This window comes from Paenibacillus sp. FJAT-26967, from assembly GCF_001541095.1.
Taxonomy (GTDB): Bacteria; Bacillota; Bacilli; order Paenibacillales; family NBRC-103111; genus Paenibacillus_F.
Map to the genome: position 1 here is coordinate 335,785 of NZ_LMXH01000001.1, position 14,699 is coordinate 350,483.

At 54.3% G+C, this 14,699-nt stretch carries 13 protein-coding genes; 9 read left to right on the forward strand and 4 right to left on the reverse strand.

From position 1 onward, the window contains the following. The first annotated feature begins 68 nt into the window (after positions 1-68). From AR333_RS01530 to AR333_RS01570, 9 genes are all read left to right on the forward strand, one after another. Complete coding sequence (locus AR333_RS01530) at positions 69-1,166, forward strand: suppressor of fused domain protein (protein ID WP_068773592.1); 1,098 nt, start codon at positions 69-71, stop codon at positions 1,164-1,166. Between the two features lie 213 nt (positions 1,167-1,379). Further along, on the forward strand, positions 1,380-4,448 hold the full coding sequence (locus AR333_RS01535; protein ID WP_068773593.1) for an ATP-binding protein: 3,069 nt from the start codon (positions 1,380-1,382) through the stop codon (positions 4,446-4,448). Positions 4,449-4,487: 39 nt separating this feature from the next. Further along, the gene (locus AR333_RS01540) at positions 4,488-5,621 is read left to right on the forward strand and encodes a response regulator (protein WP_068773594.1); all 1,134 of its coding nucleotides are present in this window, start codon (positions 4,488-4,490) and stop codon (positions 5,619-5,621) included. Between the two features lie 235 nt (positions 5,622-5,856). Next, positions 5,857-6,396 carry a GNAT family N-acetyltransferase gene (locus AR333_RS01545; protein WP_068773595.1) on the forward strand — a complete coding sequence of 180 codons (540 nt, stop codon included), beginning with the start codon at positions 5,857-5,859 and terminating at the stop codon, positions 6,394-6,396. A gap of 56 nt (positions 6,397-6,452) precedes the next feature. Next, on the forward strand, positions 6,453-7,205 hold the full coding sequence (locus tag AR333_RS01550) for an amino acid ABC transporter ATP-binding protein (protein WP_068773596.1): 753 nt from the start codon (positions 6,453-6,455) through the stop codon (positions 7,203-7,205). Between the two features lie 87 nt (positions 7,206-7,292). Further along, complete coding sequence (locus tag AR333_RS01555; RefSeq protein WP_084783441.1) at positions 7,293-8,405, forward strand: LLM class flavin-dependent oxidoreductase; 1,113 nt, start codon at positions 7,293-7,295, stop codon at positions 8,403-8,405. Positions 8,406-8,444: 39 nt separating this feature from the next. After that, complete coding sequence (locus AR333_RS01560) at positions 8,445-9,782, forward strand: amidohydrolase (RefSeq protein WP_084783443.1); 1,338 nt, start codon at positions 8,445-8,447, stop codon at positions 9,780-9,782. Then, positions 9,779-10,942 carry an N-methyl-L-tryptophan oxidase gene (gene solA / locus AR333_RS01565; protein WP_068773597.1) on the forward strand — a complete coding sequence of 388 codons (1,164 nt, stop codon included), beginning with the start codon at positions 9,779-9,781 and terminating at the stop codon, positions 10,940-10,942. Before AR333_RS01560 ends, solA begins: the two co-directional genes overlap by 4 nt. 16 nt (positions 10,943-10,958) lie before the next feature. Further along, entirely contained in the window at positions 10,959-11,429 is a 471-nt protein-coding gene (locus AR333_RS01570) for a DinB family protein (protein ID WP_068773598.1), read from the forward strand. Positions 11,430-11,595: 166 nt separating this feature from the next. On the opposite strand, the gene AR333_RS01575 is transcribed toward AR333_RS01570, so the two are convergent. From AR333_RS01575 to AR333_RS01590, 4 genes are all read right to left on the reverse strand, one after another. Continuing rightward, positions 11,596-12,144: a TlpA disulfide reductase family protein gene (locus AR333_RS01575; protein WP_068773599.1), complete on the reverse strand. Its 549-nt coding sequence runs from the start codon at positions 12,142-12,144 to the stop codon at positions 11,596-11,598. Between the two features lie 18 nt (positions 12,145-12,162). Continuing rightward, the gene (locus AR333_RS01580; RefSeq protein WP_216638957.1) at positions 12,163-12,636 is read right to left on the reverse strand and encodes a FixH family protein; all 474 of its coding nucleotides are present in this window, start codon (positions 12,634-12,636) and stop codon (positions 12,163-12,165) included. A 100-nt stretch (positions 12,637-12,736) separates the two neighbouring features. Beyond that, positions 12,737-13,507, reverse strand: coding sequence for an ABC transporter ATP-binding protein (locus AR333_RS01585; protein WP_068773601.1), 771 nt, complete (start codon positions 13,505-13,507; stop codon positions 12,737-12,739). After that, a complete protein-coding gene (locus AR333_RS01590) occupies positions 13,501-14,505 on the reverse strand; it encodes an ABC transporter permease (protein WP_068773602.1) in 1,005 nt (334 codons plus the stop codon). Before AR333_RS01590 ends, AR333_RS01585 begins: the two co-directional genes overlap by 7 nt. Positions 14,506-14,699: the final 194 nt, after the last annotated feature.

Sequence of the window (14,699 nt, forward strand, 5' to 3'; positions counted from 1 at the left end):
TAAAATAGGGTATGGTAAATGGAGCAGAGATGCAAATGATAGAAACGTTACTAGAGAGGTGAAGAAAAGTGCCGAATGTTTTGCTGGAGGAATTTTCGCCCTTATGCAATATCCAAGCTTTTGTTGAAGAAGATGAGAATAGTGTCTATTTTTATTTATGGGACTATCCCGGACAGGAGCATGCATCTATCCGGTCTTGCTGGGTCCGCAATTATGGCGCAGCTCCAGAGGAGATGAACATAGAAACTATGGAGGAGGGACAGGCTCCCATGCTGCCGGCGCACTGCTGCTCACATCCCGAAGGCGCAGAGCGGCTTGATCCGCAGCGGCTGTCCCTCGTCTGGTTCGAAGAGGGCGATGCAGCAGCTCTGATCTATGAGGGAGAGATTCTCAGTGTGATTCCAGGATGGGCGGGGCAATCCGGAGAAGAGAGATTTCCGGGTTACGCCAGGGATTGCACGGAAGAATCGGATCTGTGCCTTCCACTCGGAACACCGGACAGCAATGTTCTGCATGAGAGAGTAGAGGGAGCCATGGAATTCTGGAAGAGCTGGGAAGATAATCCCTGGCCCCGGCTTCAAGAGCAGTTTATCCAGCGAATCGAGTCCCGTGCAGCGCCTGTGGATACGTATTATGCGATTGATGGAGGAAACTGGCCGCCTAAGGCGCTGGTCAAAACCAAGGTCCGGGACGGAATCGTCTATGTCTTTACACTCGGAGCCTCGATTGCGCCCCAGCCCAAACTGGAGCTGTACTCCGAAACGCCAGAGCAGCTGAGACGGTTCGAGCTTGCTTTTGCGATCCAAGAAGAATGGCTGTCCCGCAATGAAATGAAGCTGCTTCAATATATAAGCGCCCAAACGAATCTGCCTTGGTCTCATATGACCTTTCTGACCGAGGGACATACCATTCCTTGTGAAGAAATGAGTTCAATCGATTCTGCTTTCGAGTATGTTCTGATGACCAGACCGGCGGATGCGCCGCAGATGGAATATCCTAACTTGAATAACGAAAGAGTAAACGTGCTGTGGCTCGTTCCGATAACGGCCGCAGAAAGGCGGCATGCGGAAGAATTCAGTTCTGAGGATTTAATGAAGCGGGCGGAAAACGCAAATCTTTGGATTTTTGACGGTACTCCTAAGTTCATGTCCGGTTCGAAGGACTAAGAAGCTTGCACGGCAGGAGCAGGAATAGGAACATTAATTAAGGTGTCTCTTAGGAGATGCCTTTATTTTGTTTCTGCCGCACAGTTTTTTCAAGGAAATAGAAAGTTTTCAGAAGGAGGAATGCTCCGGTCCGGCGAATATATCCAGTCTGAAAATTCGACACTTATTTTCAAATTATGACAAATGTGAAACGATAGGCAGGGGAGATCTGATATGGGAAAAAGCCGGTTGCTGATGATAACAAGTCTCATCTTGTTTATCCTGCTGCCTGTCTATTGGTTTATAACAACGGTGGAGTCGGACCGTAACAGGCCGGTCTCCCGTGAAGGGTTCCTGGATCTAAGCAGTTGGGACTTCAAGGACAAGGGAGTGGTGAAACTAAGCGGAGAATGGGAGTTCTACAGAGACCGGCTGCTGACGCCCGAAGATTTCCGATCGGGACAGGGAGGAGAACCGCCGGAGCCGACAGCGGTGGTGGAGGTGCCGGGCCGTTGGAACGATTATATATCGGCCAGCGGAGAATATAAGGCAACCGGATACGGGACCTATCGGCTGCGCATCCGCGTAAGCCATCAGGAACAAGCGGTATACGGAATCCGTACCACCAATATCCGGACGGCCAACCGCGTATTTATCAACGGCCAGGATGTCGGAACGGGAGGTACTCCCGGAACGTCGGCGGGGGCCGCAGTACCTGAGAACGTTCCGTATACCGGCTATGCTTCTGTAAGCGGGGATACGGTGGAGCTTATCGTTCAGGTATCGAATTTCAGCTATTCATCCGGAGGGATGATCTATACGGTCATGTTTGGTGACCAGCAGTCGATTATTCATGACAGGGAGTTTGCCTTGCTGGGCGATCTTGTCATTCTGGCGGCTTACTTAATCCCTGCGCTTTATTTTTTCGTCCTATTTAATCTGCGCAAAAAGGAGCGCTCGCTGCTCTATCTCGGATTGTTCTGCCTGTCTGCTTTTATCTACGTGCTGACGCAGGGGGAAAAGCTCATGGCCGCCGCCCTTCCGGGTATGTCTTATGAGCTTTTTTTGAAAATCCAGCTGCTCTCCTCTTCCTTTATTTACTTTTTTCTTCTCCGTTATGTGGCTGTTTCGCTGCCGGGGGTAGTTCACCGGGCGGTGCTGAGGATCTCGGAAGCGAGCACGGTTATCCAGGTGCTGATTTCGCTCCTGCTGCCGCCTCTTATTTTCTCCAGATTGGAAGTGCCGGTGCTATTATACGGATTTATAAGTGTATGTTATGTGCTGTACGCTCTGCTTAAAAGTACGTTCCGGCGGGATTCCGACAGCTTTCTGATGTGGATGAGTATCCAGAGTATCCTGGTCATCATCGTTATTAATCTGCTGAATCTGATTGGATGGATGCAGGGCAGAGCGGTCATCCATTATGAAATGCTGCTGTTCGTCAGTGCCCAGGTGCTGCTGCTTGCGAAGCGTTTTGCAACGACGTTTCACGAGGTGGAACAATTGTCGGACAAGCTGCTCACGCTGGATGGGATGAAAGACGAGTTCATGGCGAGCACTTCCCATGAGCTTAGAACCCCACTCAACGGGATCGTAAATTTGGCGGAAGCGATGATCGCGGGTTCAAGCGGGGAGCTGAGCGAGCCGCAGAAACGGAATCTGGCGATGGTGGTCTCCACAGGCAAACGCCTGTCTTCGCTGGTCAACGATATTCTTGACTTCTCTAAGCTGCGCAAGGGTGACATCAAGCTTCAGCGCAAAGCCGTCGATTTGAGGTCGGCCGCCCAATCGGTCATGGAAGTAATCGGATACACGGCGGGTAAGAAGGATATCCGGCTTGTACTGGATCTTCCGGAGGGACTTCCGCTGCTTGATACCGACGAAGACCGGCTGCGTCAGATTTTGTATAATCTGCTCGGGAATGCCCTGAAGTTCACCAGTCAGGGGGAGGTTCGCCTAAGCGCCCGGACAGACAGGAAACAGGTTGTGATTTCGGTAGCGGACACAGGGATCGGAATCAGACGGGAGCGCTTCCGGCATATCTTCAAATCGTATGACCAGTCCGGTTCTGCCGTTCACCGGCAGTATGAAGGAACGGGTCTGGGGCTGAGCATTACCAAAAAACTCGTTGAACTCAACGGGGGCACGATCTGGGTAGAGTCAGAGCCTGGGACAGGCTCGGTGTTTCACTTCACGCTTCCTACTATGGAAGGAACCTCATGGCCTGAGACAAATGCGCCGGAGAAACCGGTTGTCCTATTCCCCGATGATTTCCTGGGCCCCGCGGTACATCGCGCAGAGGAACCGGAATATACGGTACTGGTTGTGGACGATGACCGGATTAACCTGCATGTGCTGATTAATCTGCTTTCGCTTGAGAACTACGAAGTGATCGCTGTCGATAACGGACAAGAAGCTCTTGAAGAGGTCTTCCGTAATCCGAGCATAGATCTGGTTATCTCGGACTGGATGATGCCGGGAATGTCCGGGCTTGAACTGAGCCGCAAGATCCGGGAGAGGTATCTGCCGTTTGAACTGCCGATACTTCTCATAACGGCAAGAAGCCTGACGGAGGATATCCAGGCCGGTTTCCAGGCGGGCATCAATGATTTCCTCAGTAAACCGGTGGATGCGGGAGAACTGCGGGCCCGGGTGCGTACCCTGCTCGAACTGCGCAAATCCATCCGGACCACCATTCAGACGGAGATGGCTTTTTTGCAGGCCCAGATTAAACCGCATTTTCTGTACAATGCCCTCAATACCATTATCGCCATCTGCCCGGTGGACCCTATGAAGGGAACCGATCTTCTCATTGAGCTTAGCCAATATTTGCGGAGTTCATTCGATTTCCAGAACCGGGACCGTCTCACCTCGGTTGCGAGGGAACTGGATCTGGTGAAGTCTTATCTGGCTATCGAGAAAGCCCGCTTCGACGAACGCCTTCAGGTTGTTATCGATGCGGACGGCAGCGGTCATGCGCAGATTCCTCCACTGAGTATCCAGCCGATCGTGGAGAATGCGGTCCGGCACGGTATTATGCAGAAGGCAAGCGGAGGCACGATCACCCTGCATATATCGGAGACTCGGGAGAGCGTGCAAGTCGTGGTAGAGGATGATGGAGTCGGAATTAAGCCGGAACGAATGAAGGAGATTTTGTCCGATGCTTCTCTGCCTGGCAGGGGTGTCGGCCTGCGGAATATTCACAAGCGTCTGCTGACGCTTTACGGAAACGGTCTTAATATCGAAAGTAAAGGCAGCGGAGGGACGAAGGTCAGCTTCGAAGTTCCTAAAAAAATTCCATAACATTCCGATAAGAAACATAAGGGGGGATAATAAGGATCGATGAAAGCCATTTTAATTGACGATGAAAAGCCTGCATTGCTCCATTTGGAGCGGTTAATCGAACAGGACGGCCGGATCGGGGTGGCGGCCACATTCACTTCGGCTAAGGCAGGGCTGGATTACTTGTCCGGACAACCGGTGGATATTGTGTTCCTGGATATCGGCATGCCGGAGATGAACGGTCTGGAAGCGGCGGAACATATCCAGCAGTTAAACCGGGACGTGCGGATTGTGTATATTACCGCAAGCTCGGACCATGCCATTGAGGCATTTGAACTCTATGCGCTGGATTATCTGCTGAAGCCGGTGCATGCGGCCCGTTTTGCCAAAACGCTGGATAGGATCGAGGATTCCCTGGGGGGGAAAGATCCGAAGCCTGCCGCCAAAAAAGAATGGAATAAGCCGGCCGTACTCAGCTTCCAAAGGTTGACACCTCTTTACGGCGATTTGCAAGCAAGCGGGACGAAGAAATGGAGAACGCTCAAGGCACAGGAACTGTTCGCTTATCTGCTTCATTATAAAGGGCAGTGGGTCCCCAAAATCCGTATTCTCGACACACTATGGCCTGAATACGCTCCCGATAAAGCGATGACCCATCTGCACACTTCCATTTACCAGATACGCAAGCAGCTCAAGGAATGGGGCGTACCGTCCACCGTTGAATTCGGCTTGAACAGCTACAGGCTTAAGCAGGAGGGCATGCTGACGGACGCGGATTTGTTTGAGCGGGTATCGGAAGAGCCCATCCGTACCGAGCAGGAGAGGGAGCAGGCGGAATCGGTACTGGCGCTGTATAAGGGGGATTACCTGGAAGAGCATGATTACTCCTGGGCCCAGCCCAGAAAAGACGAACTGCATCAGAGGTATGTGCAGTTGGTTCATGCTCTGACGGAGTACGATCTGGATCACGGACGCGCAAAAGAAGCTATCCAGCGGCTCTCTGTCCTGCAGAAAGAAGATCCGTATTCCGATGAGGTCTGCCGGCTTTTCATGCACGCCTACGCGCAGCTCCAAGATTTGCACTTGCTTCGCCATCATTATGAATCATTCCAAGAACTGCTTGATGCAGATTTAGGCGTTGCACCTGAACCTCAAACGATACAATGCTACCGGAAATTGACGTCGGAGAGCTAAATGTATGCCCGGATAACCTTCTACTATTCTACGGGAATATTAGAGGTTTTTTTTTGATAAAAAAGGTTGAACAATATCCCTGAAAATGGTACATTGTTTAAAACTTACTATTCCGCTTTGAATTGTATGTATTTTCTTCCGGACAACCGGGGAAGTCGCGAAACTGTGGCCTCTCCGGTCTTTTTGTTGTTTTGGAGGCATCTACGCCAGGAAATATAGAAGGAGCGTGTCAACTATGGGAAGCCTGCTGGACGTATGCGTCCGGGAAGCGGCGGATTCAGACCGCGATGCCGTGCTTGCCGTTATGCTGGATGCATATGGAGAGTATGCGGGCCAAATGGCTGCAGACAGATGGCACCAGTACCAGGAAGCTATTGTGCAGTCGGTTCAAGGGCCGGGTCCGGTTGCAAGGATCGTGGCTGAACTGGCCGGACAAATTGTGGGCAGCGTGCAGCTATTCGTCTCATCGGAAGCGGCCTACGGAAGACCGGAGCTGGGTATTCACACGCCTATTATCAGGTATTTATCCGTATCCCCCCGTGCCAGAGGCAGAGGAATTGCAACGCAGCTGATTAAGGAAAGCGTCAAGCGGTCTCTTGCACTGGGATCTGCGACCCTGCATCTGCATACGTCCGATATGATGGCGCCTGCGATCCGGCTGTACGAGAGGCTCGGCTTCGAGCGTGCGCCGGATAAAGAGTTCTATAACGGGGACATCCTGGTCAAAAGTTACCGCCTGCATCTGCAGGGGCCGTCTTTTCTCACCTCCTCCTGAGGTTGGGAATTGAATTAAAACTCGTTCCATTATTTTGAAAAAAGGGGTGAACGGGCATGATCAAGCTGGCCGGGATATCCAAAGCGTTCGGCAAGCAGCTCGTACTGCAAAACATTGATTTGACGGTGCGCAAAGGAGAAGTTGTCGTCATTCTGGGCCCGAGCGGATCCGGTAAAACGACTCTCTTGCGATGCATGAACTTCCTGGAGAGGCCATCCAGCGGCGAGGTGACGATCGGAGACTTTACGGTGAACTGCAAGCGTCCCGCCAAAAAAGATATCCACACCCTGCGCGGAAAGACGGCTATGGTGTTTCAGCAGTACAATTTATTCAAGCACAAGACGGTTCTGGAGAATGTGATGGAAGGGCTGATCGTCGCCCAGAAAATACCCAAGCAAGAAGCCCGTGCCAGAAGCGCGGAGGTTCTGCTGAAGGTAGGATTGTCCGGCAAGCTGGATGCCTATCCGAGTCAGCTGTCCGGCGGACAGCAGCAGCGTGTCGGTATTGCCCGGGCGTTAGTGCTGAACCCGGAGGTTATCTTGTTCGATGAACCTACTTCCGCTCTTGACCCTGAGCTGGTTGGCGAGGTGCTGGCCGTGATCCGCAAAATCGCCAAGGAAGGCATCACGATGATTATCGTGACCCATGAGATGAGCTTTGCCCGCGAAGTATCGAACCATGTCGTGTTCATGGACGGCGGGGTTATCGTCGAAGAAGGGAAGCCGGGCGAGCTGTTTCATTCACCGAAGGAAGAGCGGACGAAACAGTTCCTGAAGCGGATTACACCGGAGCTGAATTACTCGATCTAAGCGGCTGGGTACTCGGCGCATAGACAATGGAGGCCGCAGCTTGCTGCGGCAGCCATAGGAATAGGACAACAGACAGGAGGAATCGCGTTGGCGATCAAATTAAGTATTCTGGATCAGACCCCGATTTATGAAGGTGAAACGGCTGCAGAAGCCTTTCAGAGAACCGTCCGGCTTGCGCAGAAAGCGGAGGAACTCGGCTATACCCGCTTCTGGGTGTCCGAGCACCATGATTCCGGTGTGGTAGCGGGTTCCTCTCCCGAAGTGCTTATTGCCCATCTGCTGGCCAAAACGGATCGGATCCGGCTCGGATCCGGCGGCGTCATGCTGCAGCATTACAGCCCCTACAAGGTGGCGGAGAATTTTAACGTTCTGGCTTCGCTCGGTCCCGGAAGGATTGATCTTGGCATCGGGCGCGCTCCGGGGGGACTGCCGAGATCGACTCAGGCTCTGCAGCAAGGCGGGGCGGATCCGGTTTCTCTCACGGATAAAATTACCGAGCTGCGCCAGTACATACATAACCGGCTGGAAGAAGATCATCCGCTTTACGGACTGCGGGCAAACCCCGTTACGGATCATCCCGCGGACTTGTATGTGCTCGGAACCAGTGCAGCCAGCGCCGAAATCGCGGCAGAGCTGGGTCTGCCCTACGTGTTTTCTTTATTCATTAACGGCGACCCGGATACGGCCATTCAAGCTTTGCAGGCTTACCGGTCAAATTTCAATGACACGTTTGGAACGAAGCCGCAGGCCATCTTAGGCGTTTCTGTGATCGCGGCCGAAAGCGATGAAGAAGCGCAGAGACTTGCCGGCGATCACAAACTTGTCAAAATCCACCTTGAAAGCGGCAGAACGATTACCGTAAGCAACTTGGAGCATGCACAGGAATTCGGCAGCCAGACTAAGGAAAAATTTACAATTGAGGTAAAAGAGCCGCAGGTAACCAAAGGCTCGATAGAGAAAGTAAAAAAAGAGCTGCTGGAGCTTCAGCGGGCGACGGGGGTTGACGAGTTTATCGTCATCACGGCAGTTGAAGATTTCCCCCGAAGACTCCGCTCCTTCGAGCTGCTCAAAGAAGCATTCAACGACACGTCCGATGACGATGAAATAGAAGAAAACGTATTGGCAGGAAACCCGTCGTCAGGTAGGGGAGAAGCTGATGATGGAAGCGGCAAACACCGGATCGTTGAACCGGTCATCTAGCTGCTGCATGAACCCGCTGAACAGAAGGAGGCAGAGAGAATGGGAAGAGAGTCCACACTTACGCGTCCGGAAGCAAGTGAGCTGCTGCCGAAATTGATCTCGATCCGGCGCCATCTGCATCAGTACCCGGAATTATCACATGAAGAATTCGAAACGACCGCATCCGTCAAGGGCTGGCTGGAGGAAGCGGGCATCCGTATTGCACCGTTCAGTCTCCGCACAGGATTAGTCGCGGAAGTGGGAGGCGTGAAGCCCGGCCCCGTCATTGCGATCCGGGCCGATATTGACGCGCTGCCGATCCAGGAGGAAACGGGACTCCCGTACGCCTCCCGGTTCCCGGGCAGAATGCATGCGTGCGGCCACGACTTCCATACGGCGTCCGCGATCGGTGCAGCCTACCTGCTCAAAGAGAAGGAGCAGGAGCTGGAAGGCACCGTCCGCTTCCTGTTCCAGCCGGCGGAAGAGAAAGCCAGCGGAGCGCTGAAGGTGATCGCCAGCGGCGCCCTGGAGAATGTGCAGGCCATCTTCGGACTGCACAATAAGCCTGATTTGCCGGTGGGAACACTCGGCATCAAAGAGGGGCCGCTGATGGCCGCGGCCGACGGCTTCGTCGTCGAGCTGACGGGCCTCGGCTCCCATGCCGCAGTGCCGGAGGCCGGCATCGATCCGATCGTGGCTGCCGCCCAGATCGTCTCGGCCGTGCAGGCGATCGTCAGCCGCAGCGTAAGTCCGCTGCACAGCGCCGTCATCAGCGTAACCAAGCTGCACAGCGGCACCGCGTGGAATGTGATCCCGGACAAGGCGGTCCTCGAAGGCACGATCCGCACTTTCGACGAGCCGGTCCGGCTCCGGGTGCTGGAGCGGTTCCGTGAGGTGGTCGAAGGAGTGGCTTCCGCTTACGGGACGAAGGCTTCCGTACGCTGGGTCCAGGGGCCGCCGCCCGTCATTAATGACGGCGCTCTGGCGGAGCTCGCGGAAGAAGAGGCCACGAGCCTGGGTTATACGGCGGTGAGGCCGGTGCCCTCACCTGCCGGAGAGGACTTCGCCTTCTACCAGCGGCAGGTGCCGGGTCTCTTCGTATTCGCAGGCACCGCTGGCAGCCGCGAATGGCACCACCCGGCCTTTGACCTCGACGAAGCCGCTTTGCCGGTCAGCGCGCGGTTCTTGGCCGGTGTTGCCGAGCGGGCGCTCCGGCAGGGGAAGACCGCACCTGCCGGTTCTTCGGAAGCAGGGCGGCTCAGCCAGGCAGAGCGGCTTGCGGCCGCCATGCGTGTCAAGGACGGGGAGCAGGCCGAACCGGCGGATTCCGTAGAAGCTGGCAAAGCCGGGGCTCCCGCTGACGCCGTCAGACCTGCGGGAGCCGGGACAAGCGGATGAGAGCGGGAACGGCTTACGATGTCATCGTTGTCGGTGCAGGCTCCATGGGGATGAGCGCGGGGTACCACCTCGCGCGCAGTGGAGTGCGCACGCTGCTGCTCGACGCGTATGACCCTCCGCACGGCGAGGGGAGCCATCACGGTGAACCGAGGCTCATCCGTCATGCCTACAGCGGAGGCTCCGCGTATATTAAGATGGCGCTGCGTGCGCAGCAGCTGTGGCAGCAGCTGGAGGAGGAGTCAGGGACCAAGCTGTTTGCCGCTTCTGGCGTAATCAACGTGGCGAGCGCGGATTTGTTCAAATTCCCCTCCCGTTTGAAGGATGCAAGGTCGCTTGGCGTAGAGGTTGAAACGCTGGACGCCGCCGAAATTTGCAGGCGCTGGCCCGGCTTCAGTCTGCCCGGGCATTTTACCGGCATGTATGAGCCGGATGCGGGCTATCTCTTCAGCGAGCAGTGTGTTGCAGCTCTGCGCAAGCTCGCTGTGGATGCAGGCGCAGAGCTGCTGACCCATACGCCTGTGAACCGGATTGAAGTCCGGCAGGGATGCGCAGCTGTTCATACGAAGAATGGCATTTATTATGCACAGCATGCCATTCTGAGTGCAGGCGCATGGTTCCGGACGCTGGAGCCGTTCATTACTCTTCCCGTCCGCTCCGTCCGCAAAGCGATCGGCTGGTTTAACCCGCTGGTACCTTTGTATGAAGCGGGTTCTTTTCCGGGTTTTACATTGGCGGATGCCGGAGGCACTTATTACGGGTTTCCCAGTATCGGAGGTGCGGGCCTGAAAATCGGACGGCATGATACGGGGCACGACTGGACAGCGGGGGAAGTACTGGAGCCTTTCGGCCGCTATGCGGAGGATGAGGGAGACCTGCGGGCTGTCCTTGAGACTTACATGCCCCAAGCGGCAGGGACCTTGAACAAGGGGGCCGTCTGCAAGTATGAGCTGACGCCGGACGATGATTTTATTATAGACCGGCATCCATTGTATCCGAATGTACTTCTGGCGGGGGGCTTTTCGGGGCATGGGTTTAAGTTTTCCAGTGTCGTGGGCGAGATTCTGACGGAGCTGATCCTCAACGGGCGTTCTGGTCTAAATCTGGAGCCTTTTGCATTATCAAGGTTTGGGGCGGGGGCTTGCGCGTCTGGGCCCATCTAAAAAAGGAGGAAGTGCGATGAGTGAAACGGTTGTGGATATCGGACGTTATCTGGCTACTTATGCACAATTGAAGGAAGCGATTGAAGGATTGACTGAGGAGCAGCTGACTTGGAAGCCCGCACCGGATAAATGGAGCATCACGGAGGTGCTGGCTCATCTGGCAGACCACAATCTGATTGTGTCCTTCCGGATTCGTGAAATCCTTGCGGGTTCCGATAAGCCGCTGCCGTCCTTTAACCAGGATGACTGGGTGGGCGGGCAGAGAGCGAACGAGGGGGACGCTTCCGAATATCTGGATCTATTTGATGCCCTGTTGCGTTACAACAGTTTCTTGTTCTACCGGTTGTCTAAGGAAGATTGGGAGAAAACGGCTGATTTCCGCGGGAATCCCGTGACTGCCGGGTGGTTTGTGGAGGCATTTACGAATCATGTCGGCAAGCATCTTGGACAGATCGAGCGCAATAAATCGGCTTATGTGCCGGTCTGATTAACGATAGCGTGCGGGTTTCTTACAAAAGTACAAAGAGCAAGCTTGGCGGGTAACGCCCTGAAAGCTTGCTCTTTTTGTGTTCACAGTTCGTGCTTGGCGGTTTAAAAGCGGGGTTAGTTCGTGCAACGGTATAAGTCTGGTGCTCATCAGCGGGGATAACATCTCATTGAAGCGCCTGATCAGCGTTCAGCAGCAGACGGGTCTGCTCCTCCCAGCCCTGTTCATCGAGAACTCCGAGAACGGTGCTGGTCACCTTCCCGTTCTTATCTACGAAAAAAGTGGAGGGGATGGGCTGAATCCGGTAGGCGGCGGAGGCATCCCCTTCCGTATCGAGCAGCACGGGGAACTTGAACCCGTAGTGTGTGCTGAAGGCCTGTGCTTTGTCGGGGGAATCCATCAAGGTGAGGTTAACGGCCAGGATCTGAACGTCTGATCCGTACTGATCATGCAGCTTGGCAAGAGCTGGGGCTTCCTCCTTGCAGGGAGCGCACCAGGAAGCCCAGAAGTTAATAATGACCGGTTTGCCGCGATACTGCTCCAGGCTATAGGTCTTCTGATCCTGCCCGGCGAGTGAGAATTCAGGAGCAAGAAGACCGATCTGCGGGCCGTAGTCTGCCCCGGCCCCACTCAGCTGAACCGGCTGCTGATACAAGCAAAGCCCGGCCAGCAGGAAGACGGCGGTTAGAATGCCCCACTGGGCTGTTGCTTTCATGCCGAATCTCATCTCCTTCTAATGAACCTCGAACGATTCCATTTTCATTTCATGTGTCTCTGCAGTCGTTACATGGATAACAATCGAGTAAGCTCCTTTGTCGGTAAAGGAGCCCTTCAGGCTGTAGCTCCCTTTGTTGTCGGGCTCCGCCGCCTGCTGCAGGTGTTCCCCATCCGGTTCATCCTGTCTCCAGATTTCAAAGCCGACTGAAGCGTCTTTAACGGGGATGTTTCCCCGGGTGATCTTCACCGTTAGGCGAGCCGTTTGATTGGCTTCGATTGTCTGAGGAACAGCGGCGAATGTGATCGTGAGCTCTTTGGTCTCCGGTGCGGGACTCTCTGCGCTGTAGGAGGCGGTTCCGGGATTGCCGCAGGCGGGAGGCAGAGCTGCCAGAAGCAGCAGGAAACTGAGCAACCGGGCTAATCTGAGCGGCTTAAGGAACCTGTTCCAATAAGTACTTCCTGTGTACAGGTCTTGGGAATGACGGGGCACCATTTATCCTCATTTCTTTAAAAACTGAATAACGCGTATCCTGTCCGTTAGGACAGAACGTAAATACCGGCCGTAAACGTACAGCGTGAATGAAAGTTGTTTATGGGAGCAGATGCAGAATCTCCAGAATTTCGGACCGGTAACGGAAGAATTCCGGGCTGTTGCGCTGGCGGGGACGAGGGAGACGGATCTCCAGTATCTCGCGGATTTCGGCAGGTCTGGGCGTCATAACGATGACCCGGTCGCTCATGTAGACGGCCTCATCGATATCATGGGTAACGAATACCATCGTGGTGCCGCGCTCCCGCCAGATCCGGATCATCTCATCCTGTAAATTCATCCTTGTAAAAGCATCCAGAGCCCCGAGCGGTTCATCCAGCAGCAAGACTTTCGGGTGGTTGACCAGCGCCCGGGCCAGTGCAGCCCGCTGGGCCATCCCTCCGGAGAGGGTGTGCGGGTAAGCCTTTTCGAAGCCTTTTAGTCCCACCAGTTCGATGTATGTATCCACTTCGGAAGCAAGCTCCTTCACGATTCCTCTGGCTTCGAGGCCGCTGGCCACGTTGTCCCATACATTTTTCCATGGAAAAAGTGTAGGGTCCTGGAAAACCAGCCCCCGGGTATAGTGAGGACTGCGGATGGGCTCCCCGTCGAGCACCAGATCCCCCGAAGTAGGCTGGTCAAGACCGGCTATTAGCCTCAGAAGCGTAGATTTCCCGCAGCCGCTCGGGCCGATCAGCGACACAAACTCACCCGGATGGATATCCAGGTTAACGTTCTGAAGAGCGGTGATGGTTTTCTCTTCCGTATCCAGGAAAATACGGCTGACCTCCCGGATGGCAATCCGGCCCTGAACTTCAGCGGTTGTTACCATTTGATCAATCCTTTCTGCCAGATGAGCACTTTATCTTTGAATTTGAACAGCAGCGTAATGATGCCGGAGAACAGCACCGCCATAATGAACAGTGCGGCATACACCTTATAGTATTCGCCCCAGCCCTGCGCCCAGGTGATATAGAAGCCGAGACCTGCCTTAACTCCTAGCATTTCCGCAACGATCAGGGTGACGAAAGAGGTGCCTGTTCCCATGAACAGACCGATAAAAATTTGCGGAAATGCTGCCGGTATCGCTACTTTGCGGATCAGATAGCTTTCGCCCGCACCGAGGGTCTTGGCTACTTCGAAGAAGGAGTTATTCACATTGGCTATTCCAGTCCATGTCATAACCGTTACGGGGAACCAGACGGCCAGGACGATCAGGAAGACGCTGGCGGAGAAACTCGTAGGGAAGATCACCAGTACGATCGGAATCCAGGCTGTCGACGGGATCGGGCCGAGTACCCGCAGGAAGGGATTTACCCAGTAGCGGAACCGGTGATACCAGCCCATCAGTATGCCGGTTGCGAGGCCGAGTACCGTACCGATGATATATCCGGTGGCGAGCAGGCGGAAGGAGTAAAGGGTGCTGACGGCCAAGCTTGAGGCTTCACCGATAAGAGCGTCCAGAATCTTGACCTGAGACGGGAAATACGGCATCGGGAAGAGATCCAGCTTCTGGGTCAGCAGCTGCCAGATGCCGAGCAGCACAAGAACCAGCGTTACGAGCGGCGCCTGCTCCCGGAGCTTGCGACCGAGGGCGGGGCGCAAGAATCCTCCGGTGATCAGCGCAGCATAGATGAAGAGAAACAAGGCAAGCAGTCCGGTATAAATTCCATTGCTTGCCGCGGGCTGTTTATCCGGCAGACCCAGATGCACAAAGAAAGAAGCGCCGGTGATCAGAACGGGCAGCAGGGTCTGCCAGGTCCATAACCGGCTAGGGGTGGATGCATGTGAATGAGGAAGAACTGCCTTCTCAGCGGAATACAAACTCATTGGAATGGGCCTCCTTCAGGTATAGATAAAGAAAGAGACACAGCCGCATTCATAATGGGCATGTGTCTCCAGTGGACTAGTAAACACAAACTATATTAATCCGATAAGATTAGGTTGAATTTACCATTTAAGGATATCGGTGTCAATAAAAAAGAATTAAAAAAGAGAGCTTGACAAATTGAAAAATAGAACCT

Bases quoted from the DNA above. Each gene is read 5' to 3' on its own strand.
- AR333_RS01585 (WP_068773601.1), bottom strand. From the start codon at position 13,507: ATGGTAACAACCGCTGAAGTTCAGGGCCGGATTGCCATCCGGGAGGTC.
- AR333_RS01535 (WP_068773593.1), top strand. From the start codon at position 1,380: ATGGGAAAAAGCCGGTTGCTGATGATAACAAGTCTCATCTTGTTTATC.
- AR333_RS01540 (WP_068773594.1), top strand. From the start codon at position 4,488: ATGAAAGCCATTTTAATTGACGATGAAAAGCCTGCATTGCTCCATTTG.
- AR333_RS01550 (WP_068773596.1), top strand. From the start codon at position 6,453: ATGATCAAGCTGGCCGGGATATCCAAAGCGTTCGGCAAGCAGCTCGTA.
- solA (WP_068773597.1), top strand. From the start codon at position 9,779: ATGAGAGCGGGAACGGCTTACGATGTCATCGTTGTCGGTGCAGGCTCC.
- AR333_RS01545 (WP_068773595.1), top strand. From the start codon at position 5,857: ATGGGAAGCCTGCTGGACGTATGCGTCCGGGAAGCGGCGGATTCAGAC.
- AR333_RS01570 (WP_068773598.1), top strand. From the start codon at position 10,959: ATGAGTGAAACGGTTGTGGATATCGGACGTTATCTGGCTACTTATGCA.
- AR333_RS01575 (WP_068773599.1), bottom strand. From the start codon at position 12,144: ATGAAAGCAACAGCCCAGTGGGGCATTCTAACCGCCGTCTTCCTGCTG.
- AR333_RS01560 (WP_084783443.1), top strand. From the start codon at position 8,445: ATGGGAAGAGAGTCCACACTTACGCGTCCGGAAGCAAGTGAGCTGCTG.
- AR333_RS01590 (WP_068773602.1), bottom strand. From the start codon at position 14,505: ATGAGTTTGTATTCCGCTGAGAAGGCAGTTCTTCCTCATTCACATGCA.